Raw genomic sequence first — 4,750 nt, forward strand, 5'->3', positions numbered from 1 at the left:
TGTTGCGGCCCGCGACGCGGCGCAGCGCGTCGTCGATCGTCGCGAGCAGCGCGGGCGGCACCGGCTGGCGCGCGTTTGCGGCGGCGCAGCGCGTGTAGTGGTCGGTGACGCCGGCCAGCACGCGGTCGATCGCGTCGGGCACGTCGCCCGACAGCCGGCGGCGCGAGCGGCGCAGGTCGAGCGCATTCAGCGCGATGCGCAGGTCGCGAAAGCTTTCGATCGACGGATGACGGTGGTCGTCGGACGCGCCGAGGCGCGGCAGCAGCTGCGTGACGCGGTCGAGCATCCGCGACGCGTGGTTGCGCTGGTCGTCGAGCGGTTGCGTCGATGCGGACCGCGCGACATCTTCCCAGCCCGAGCGCAGCAGGCGCCGCACCGCGAGCTCGGCACCGAACGGCCGCGTCGCACGCGTCCATACATACGCGAACAGCAGCCCGGCGACGCCCGCGAGGTTGCTGTTCAGGAACACGAAGAAATCGGCGTCGTACGCGCCCTGGATGCTGATGAAGGTGGCCGTGTTTACGGCGACGAGCATCGTCACCATGTTGAACTGCGGGCGCGGCAGCAGCGTGCCGATCAGGATGAACGGGCCCGCGAACATCACCACGAGCATCGCGAAATCGTGCACGTGCGGCAGCACGACGAACAGGTACAGGCCCGCGAACACGACGCTTGCGGTCGTTGCGAGGAAGAACTTGAAGACCAGCGGCGCCGGCTCGTCGAGCGCGGCGAAGAAGCTGCACGACACGGCCACGAGCGTGACGGCCGCGGCGCCGTCGTGCCAGCCGGACGCGATCCACAGCCAGCTTGCGAACACGATCGCGGCGGCGACGGTCAGCGTCGAGAACAGCATCATCCCGCGATCGAAGAAGCGCTCGGTGCCGCCGAGCCGCCAGTGCCGGTAGCGCGGCTGCCAGACGCCCGCTTCGTTGCCGATCAGCGCGCGCAGCGAGCGGCAGTCCTGCCAGATGTCGATGACCTGGCGCAGCCGCCACAGCGCGTTCGACAGCAGGGCGCCGTCCCAGCTCGCGAGCGCGTCGTCGGCCGGCTGCAGCGCGGCGATGCGTTCGCGCAGGCGTTCCGCGACCGGGTCGTCGGTCATGTCGCCGTCGGCGCCGGCCCGGACGGCCGGCAGCGGCGCGTCGAACCATTTCGCGGCATCGGCGAGCAGCGCGTCGAGCCCGGCCGGCCGGATGTGCAGGTCGCGCATCAGCGCGATCAACGGATCGGCGAGCGACGACATCAGCGGCAGGAACAGCTGCATGCGGCCCGCGAGCGCCTGCGCGCGCGCAAGGATGCGCGGATGCGCGTGGTCGTAGCTCAGTTGGCTCAGCAGGAATTCGAGGCCCGTGATGGTTGCCGCGAGGCGTTGCCGGCATGCGGACAGCGCCTTGCCGGCAAGGTGCCCGGACAGCGTCTCGCGGCCGTAGAACGCGGCGTCCTTGAACCATGCGTCGGTGCGCTCGATCAGCGTCGGCGCGAGCCGGTTCGGGAAGATCGCGCTGCCGACCACGCTCGCGCACACGATGCCGAGCACGATCTCCTCGGTACGCGCGATCGCGACGTCGAACACGGTGGACGGATCGGTCACGGTCGGCAGCGCGATCAGCGGCATCGTATAGCCGGCGAGCATGAATACGTAGCTGCGCGCGGTGCGGTCGGAGATCGCGAGGTACAGCAGCGTGCCGCACCAGGTGGCGACGATGATCGCGAACAGCAGCGGCGTCTCGACGAACGGCGGCACGAAGAAGATCGCGGCGGCCGCGCCGAGCGCGGTGCCGAGCGCGCGATACAGTGCCTTCGAGCGCGTCGCGCCGACGAACGGGTTCGACACGATGTAGACGCTCGCCATCGCCCAGTACGGGCGCGGCAACTGGAAATACAGGCCGAGGTACAGCGCCAGCATCGACGCGGCGAAGGTCTTGCCCGAGAACAGCCAGTCGCGAAGGCTCGGGTAGGTCATGGCGTGGCGTTGCCGGAGTGGGGTGCGCGCACGCCGGGCGTGTGCGATTCAGACGCATTGAAGGCGTCGAGCACGCGCAGCGTCGCTTCGAGATCGGCGCGCGTGACACCCTTGAGCACCTGCGCGCGCAGCATGCGCAAGTCCTCCTCCATCTTCGCGGTGACCGCGCGGCCGGCGGCCGTCAGCGAGATCGTTTTCGCGCGGCGGTCGTGCGGATCCTCGTCGCGGCGTGCGAGGCCGGCTGCGCACAGCTGGTCGAGCAGGCGCACGAGCGACGGCCCTTCGATGCCGACGTGTTCGGCGAGCGTGCCCTGCCGCACACCTTCGCCGAGGCGCCCGGCGATCAGCAGCGGCGTCGCGCAGGCTTCCGACACGTTGTACGCGTTCAGCACGCCGTCGCTGGTGCGGCGCCACTTGCGCGCGGACAGCACGAGCAGGCTGCTGACGGAGAGGCGGAGGTCGTGCAGATCGGTCATGGGCGAGATGATAGGGGCAAAAACATTCGATAGCAAACTATCGTTTTTGTCACCCGAATGACTTGTCGCTCGCGGCGCGGCCGGCCCGTCTGAAGCAATTTAGGCGGCGTGCCGGGGATGGTCAAGCCGGAAGGTCGTCGACCCGGGAGTGTGCGGCGGCCGCAATCGAATGGTCGGACGAAAGCTGTCCGGCAGGGCCACTCGGCAGGTCAGGCAGGTTCGAAGCCGGGGTTCGGGAAATCCGTCTTCGCGAAACGGCGCGTGGCGTGCATATTGAGGCCGTTGCAAGCATCCCGGAGATTCCACACGTGTCCATCCCATCCTCGCAGTCCTCCGCCCCGGCGTCGCTCGACGCCTGGCTAGGCAAGACCGAAACGCTCGGCGACGACATCACCGCGTTCCCGCTGAACGCGCTGGCCGCCACGCTCGACCGCCCGTCGCCCGGCGACGTCGTGCCGCCGATGTGGCACTGGCTCTATTTCCTGCCTGTCGCGCCGCTGGCCGAGGTCGGCCCCGACGGCCACCCGAAGCGCGGCGGCTTCCTGCCGCCCGTGCCGCTGCCGCGCCGCATGTGGGCCGGCGGCCGCCTGACGTTCCATGCGCCGCTGCGCACGGGGCGGCGCGCGACGCGCGAATCGACGGTTGCGAACCTCGAAGACAAGACGGGCCGCAGCGGCCGGCTCGTATTCGTGACGGTACAGCACCGGATCGAGTGCGACGGCGCGTTGTGCGTCGAGGAGGAGCACGACATCGTGTATCGCGATGCGCCGCAGCCGGGCGCACCGGCACCGAAGCCGATCGCGGCGCCGGCCGGCGAGACGTGGTCGCGTACGGTCACGGCCGACGCCGTGATGCTGTTCCGCTATTCGGCGCTGACCTTCAACGGTCACCGCATCCACTACGACCGCAGCTACGTGACGCAGGAGGAGGGTTATCCGGGGCTCGTCGTGCACGGCCCGCTGATCGCGACGCTGCTCGTCGATCTCGTGCACCGCGAACGGCCCGGTGCGACGCTCGCGAGCTTCGCGTTTCGCGCGGTGCGCCCGACGTTCGACGGGGAGCCGTTCGTGCTGTGCGGCAAGCCGTCGGGTGACGGCAAGACGGTCGAGCTGTGGGCGAAGGATCGCGACGGCTGGCTGACGATGCAGGCTACCGCGGCCCTGGCATGACGGGCGCCGTTCCGTTCATCCGCGACGCGGCGGGATCCGCGCGCGGGTGACCGTTGTCACGCGCCGCAAGCCGGCCGGGCCCGCACTCGGGCAGGCCCCGACGTTCATCGCCAAACCCCTGTAAGCTGCGAGCAGGTCGCGTGCCGCTCGCCGGATTGAGCAGTGCGCGGCCGGCCCTTCCACCTTCCACGCATCGCATCAGGAGCACGCATCTTGGCCACCTACATTGTGTTTACACGCGAAAGCATGCAGGACCAGCAAGAATTCGACCTCTACGAGAGCAAGGTCGGCGCGACGCTCGCCGGGCATCCGGTGAAAGTGCTCGCAGCCTACGGGCCGCAGGAAACGCTCGAGGGCGAAGGCCCGGAAGGCGTCGTGATTGTCGAGTTCCCGTCGAAGGAAGCCGCGCACGCGTGGTATCACGGCCCCGAATACCAGGCCGTCGCCCAGCACCGGTTCAAGGGCGCGCGCTATCGCGCCGTGCTGGTCGAGGGCGTCTGAACGGCGCGCTCGGCTACGGGTGCTGGCTGGCGCGCTCCGGCGCGGCGTTGTTGCCCGGGCGGAAGACGACGCGCTGATTGATTGCGGACGCTTCGATGCGGATGCCGACCGAGGTGAAGCCGTCCGGCATCGCAACGATCTGCGGCATCGGCACATGACGCGAAATGGCGTCTCGCGTGCCGATGCATTGAAGGCGCGCCGCCGCGCCTTCGACCTTCAACCGATGTGCGGCTGCAACGCACGCATCCAGTACGACACCGCCACCGCGCCGCCGTCCGGCGTGCCGATCGCACGTTCACCGAGATAGCTTGCGCGCCCGGCGCGCGGCGTCATGCGTGCGGTTTCCTGTGCGCCGTGCTCCGCGGCTTCGACGGCTACCAGCCATGCACTCGCGGGATCGCGATCGCCATCGAGCGCTCGCTCGAACGCAGCGACGGCCGGCACCAGCGCATCGAGCATCGTCCGGTCGCCGGCGTGCGCGCCGCCCAGTTCGCTGATCGACTCCACCGCGCCGCGGAATGCTGCGGCCCAGTCGCGCGCCGACGGTTCGGCGATCTCGGCCAGCCGGCGCGACGCGCGCAGCAGTGCGATCGCGATCCCGCGAGTGCATGGCTGGTAGCCGTCGAAGCCGCGGAGCACGG

Annotated in this window: 6 protein-coding genes; 2 read left to right on the top strand and 4 right to left on the bottom strand. The window is 69.7% G+C overall.

Annotation, left to right across the window (positions count from 1 at the left end):
• Positions 1 to 1,963: FUSC family protein (locus G3N64_RS38235; RefSeq protein WP_205788767.1), on the bottom strand; the 1,963-nt coding region annotated here is incomplete at its 3' end.
• Entirely contained in the window at positions 1,960 to 2,439 is a 480-nt protein-coding gene (locus tag G3N64_RS38240) for a MarR family transcriptional regulator (protein WP_205788768.1), read from the bottom strand. The genes G3N64_RS38235 and G3N64_RS38240, both read right to left, overlap by 4 nt.
• A gap of 308 nt (positions 2,440 to 2,747) precedes the next feature.
• Here G3N64_RS38240 and G3N64_RS38245 point away from each other — a divergent pair, with 308 nt between their 5' ends.
• Together G3N64_RS38245 and G3N64_RS38250 are read left to right on the top strand one after the other, a co-directional pair.
• Positions 2,748 to 3,608, top strand: a complete 861-nt coding sequence (locus G3N64_RS38245) for a MaoC family dehydratase N-terminal domain-containing protein (RefSeq protein WP_205788769.1) — start codon at positions 2,748 to 2,750, stop codon at positions 3,606 to 3,608.
• A 213-nt stretch (positions 3,609 to 3,821) separates the two neighbouring features.
• Positions 3,822 to 4,109 (top strand): DUF1330 domain-containing protein, encoded by a 288-nt coding sequence (locus G3N64_RS38250; protein WP_205788770.1) that lies wholly within the window; start codon positions 3,822 to 3,824, stop codon positions 4,107 to 4,109.
• 13 nt (positions 4,110 to 4,122) lie between these two features.
• Here G3N64_RS38250 and G3N64_RS38255 read toward each other — a convergent pair whose 3' ends face one another.
• Positions 4,123 to 4,329 (bottom strand): hypothetical protein, encoded by a 207-nt coding sequence (locus tag G3N64_RS38255; protein ID WP_205788771.1) that lies wholly within the window; start codon positions 4,327 to 4,329, stop codon positions 4,123 to 4,125.
• Positions 4,326 to 4,750, bottom strand: a 425-nt coding sequence (locus G3N64_RS38260) for a DAK2 domain-containing protein (protein ID WP_205788772.1), incomplete at its 5' end; no start/stop codon positions are given. The genes G3N64_RS38260 and G3N64_RS38255, both read right to left, overlap by 4 nt.

The organism is Burkholderia sp. Ac-20344 (genome assembly GCF_017104975.1).
Taxonomy (GTDB): domain Bacteria; phylum Pseudomonadota; class Gammaproteobacteria; order Burkholderiales; family Burkholderiaceae; genus Burkholderia.

Bases quoted from the DNA above. Each gene is read 5' to 3' on its own strand.
- G3N64_RS38240 (WP_205788768.1), bottom strand. From the start codon at position 2,439: ATGACCGATCTGCACGACCTCCGCCTCTCCGTCAGCAGCCTGCTCGTG.